Origin of the sequence: Streptomyces sp. NPDC002669, from assembly GCF_042889165.1 — a bacterium.
Classification (GTDB): domain Bacteria; phylum Actinomycetota; class Actinomycetes; order Streptomycetales; family Streptomycetaceae; genus Streptomyces.
Window position 1 is genome coordinate 1 of record NZ_JBIAQQ010000070.1, and the last position, 3,283, is coordinate 3,283.

A 3,283-nucleotide genomic window follows, 5' to 3' on the forward strand; every position below is an offset into this window, starting at 1 on the left:
CGCGTTGAAGTATTTGGCCTCGGGGTGGTGGATGACGATCGCGTCGGTGGACTGTTCGGGGTGGAGCTGGAACTCTTCGGAGAGGTGGACCCCGATCCGTTCGGGCCGGAGCAGTTCGGCGATCTTGGCCCGGTCCTCCAGGTCGGGGCAGGCGCCGTAGCCCAGGGAGAAGCGCGCGCCGCGGTATTTCAGGGCGAACATGTCCTCGACGTTGTCGGGGTCCTCGGCGCCGAAGCCCAGTTCGGTGCGGACGCGGGCGTGCCAGTATTCGGCGAGGGCTTCGGCGAGTTGGACGGACAGTCCGTGGAGTTCGAGGTAGTCGCGGTAGGCGTTGGCCTCGAAGAGTTTGGCGGTTTCCTCGCCGATGCGGGAGCCGATGGTGACGACCTGGAGGCCGACGACGTCGGTGTGGCCGGATTCTTCGGGGCGGAAGAAGTCGGCGAGGCACAGGCGGCGGCCGCGGCGCTGGCGGGGGAAGGTGAAGCGGGTGCGTTCGGAGCCGTCCTCGTGGAGCAGGATGAGGTCGTCGCCCTTGGAGACGCAGGGGAAGTAGCCGTGGACGACGGCTGCTTCCAGGAGGTTTTCGGTGTGGAGTTTGTCGAGCCAGCCGCGCAGGTGGGGGCGGCCCTCGGTTTCCACGAGTTCTTCGTAGGTGGGTCCGTCGCCGGTGCGGGCCTGCTTGAGTCCCCATTGGCCCTTGAAGAGGGCTCCTTCGTCGAGCCAGGAGGCGTATTCCTTGAGCTGGATGCCCTTGACGACCCGGGTTCCCCAGAACGGGGGGGTCGGGACCGGGTTGTCGACCGCGACGTCGGAGCGCACGCCCTCGGCCGGCTCCTGGACCTCCAGGACCGCGGTGTCGCGCTTGGGCACCCGGCGCTGCTTGAGTTCGGGCAGGACCGCGCCCGCAACCCCGCGCTTGACCGCGATCAGGGCGTCCATCAGCCGCAGTCCTTCGAAGGCGTCGCGGGCGTAGCGGACTTCGCCCTCGTAGAGTTCGTGGAGGTCTTGTTCGACGTAGGCGCGGGTGAGGGCGGCGCCGCCGAGGATGACGGGGAAGTCGGCGGCCAGTTTGCGCTGGTTGAGCTCCTGGAGGTTCTCCTTCATGATCACGGTGGATTTGACCAGGAGGCCGGACATGCCGATGACGTCGGCGCGGTGTTCCTGTGCGGCTTCCAGGATCGCGGAGACGGGTTGTTTGATGCCGAGGTTGACGACGTTGTAGCCGTTGTTGGACAGGATGATGTCGACGAGGTTCTTGCCGATGTCGTGGACGTCGCCGCGGACGGTGGCCAGCACGATGGTGCCCTTGCCCTGGGCGTCGGACTTCTCCATGTGCGGTTCGAGATGGGCCACCGCGGTCTTCATCACCTCGGCGGACTGCAGGACGAAGGGCAGTTGCATCTGCCCGGAGCCGAACAGCTCACCGACGACCTTCATGCCCTCCAGGAGGGTGTTGTTCACGATGTCCAGGGCGGGCGTGGTGGTGAGTGCCTGGTCGAGGTCGGCCTCCAGGCCGTTCTTCTCGCCGTCGATGATGCGCCGCTGGAGGCGTTCCTCCAGGGGCAGGGCGGCCAGTTCCTCGGCCTTGCCCGCCTTCATCGACTTCGTGCTGACCCCCTCGAACAGCTCCATGAGCTTCTGGAGCGGGTCGTAGCCCTCGGCGCGGCGGTCGTAGATCAGGTCGAGGGCGACCTTGACCTGTTCCTCCTCCAGGCGGGCGATGGGCAGGATCTTGGAGGCGTGGACGATCGCGGAGTCCAGGCCGGCCCTGACGCACTCGTCCAGGAAGACGGAGTTCAAAACGACGCGGGCGGCCGGGTTCAGGCCGAAGGAGATGTTGGACAGGCCCAGCGTGGTCTGCACCTGGGGGTGGCGCTTCTTCAGCTCCCGGATCGCTTCGATCGTGGCGATGCCGTCCTTGCGGGACTCCTCCTGCCCGGTGCAGATCGTGAAGGTCAGGCAGTCGATCAGGATGTCCGACTCCCGGATCCCCCAGTTCGCCGTCAGGTCGGTGATCAGGCGTTCGGCGACGGCGACCTTGTGCTCGACGGTGCGGGCCTGGCCCTCCTCGTCGATCGTCAGCGCGATCAGCGCCGCCCCGTGCTCCGCGGCCAAAGCCGTGACCTTGGCGAACCGGGACTCGGGACCGTCGCCGTCCTCGTAGTTCACCGAGTTCAGAACCGCACGCCCGCCCAGCTTCTCCAGCCCCGCCCGCAGCACCGGCAGCTCCGTGGAGTCCAGCACCACCGGGAGGGTGGACGCGGTCGCGAAGCGGCCGGCCAGCTCCTCCATGTCCGCCACCCCGTCGCGGCCCACGTAGTCGACACAGAGGTCGAGCATGTGCGCGCCCTCACGGATCTGGTCGCGGGCCATCTCCACACAGTCGTCCCACCGGGCCTCCAGCATCGCCTCACGGAACTTCTTCGACCCGTTGGCATTGGTCCGCTCACCGATCGCCAGATACGAGGTGTCCTGCCGAAACGGCACCGTCTGGTAGAGGGAGGCGGCGCCCGGCTCCGGCCGCGGATCCCGCACCACCGGCCGCACCCCCCGCACCCGCTCCACCAACTGGCGCAGATGCTCCGGCGTCGTCCCGCAGCACCCCCCCACCAACGACAGCCCGTACTCCCCCACGAACGTCTCCTGCGCATCGGCCAGACCCTTGGGCCCCAGCGGGAAATGCGCACCGTCCTTCGTCAGCACCGGCAGCCCCGCATTGGGCATGCACAGCAACGGGATCCGCGAATGGCGCGCCAGATACCGCAGGTGCTCGCTCATCTCGGCCGGCCCCGTCGAGCAGTTCAGCCCGATCATGTCGATGCCCAGCGGCTCCAGCGCGGTCAGCGCCGCACCGATCTCCGAGCCCAGCAGCATCGTCCCGGTCGTCTCGAACGCCAGCGAGCACAGCACCAGCAGATCACTGCCCGCCGCCTCCATCGCCCGCCGCGCACCCAGCACCGCCGCCTTGGTCTGCAGCAGGTCCTGCGTCGTCTCGATGATCAGCGCGTCCGCACCACCGGCGATCAGCCCCTCGGCGTTCTGCTGGAACCCGTCCCGCAGCCCCGCATACGAGGTGTGCCCCAGCGTCGGCAGCTTCGTGCCCGGCCCCATCGACCCCAGCACCCACCGCTGCCGCCCCGACGAGACGGTGAACTCATCGGCCACCCCCCGCGCGATCCGCGCCCCCGCCTCGGACAGCTCGAAAATCCGCCCGGCAATGCCGTACTCCCCCAGCGCAGACGAATTCGCCCCGAACGTGTTCGTCTCGACACAGTCCACCCCC

General features: G+C 68.2%; 1 protein-coding gene. It reads right to left on the reverse strand.

The features are described from left to right. Positions 1–3,283: methionine synthase (gene metH / locus ACFYW1_RS38915; protein ID WP_389004558.1), on the reverse strand; the 3,283-nt coding region annotated here is incomplete at both ends.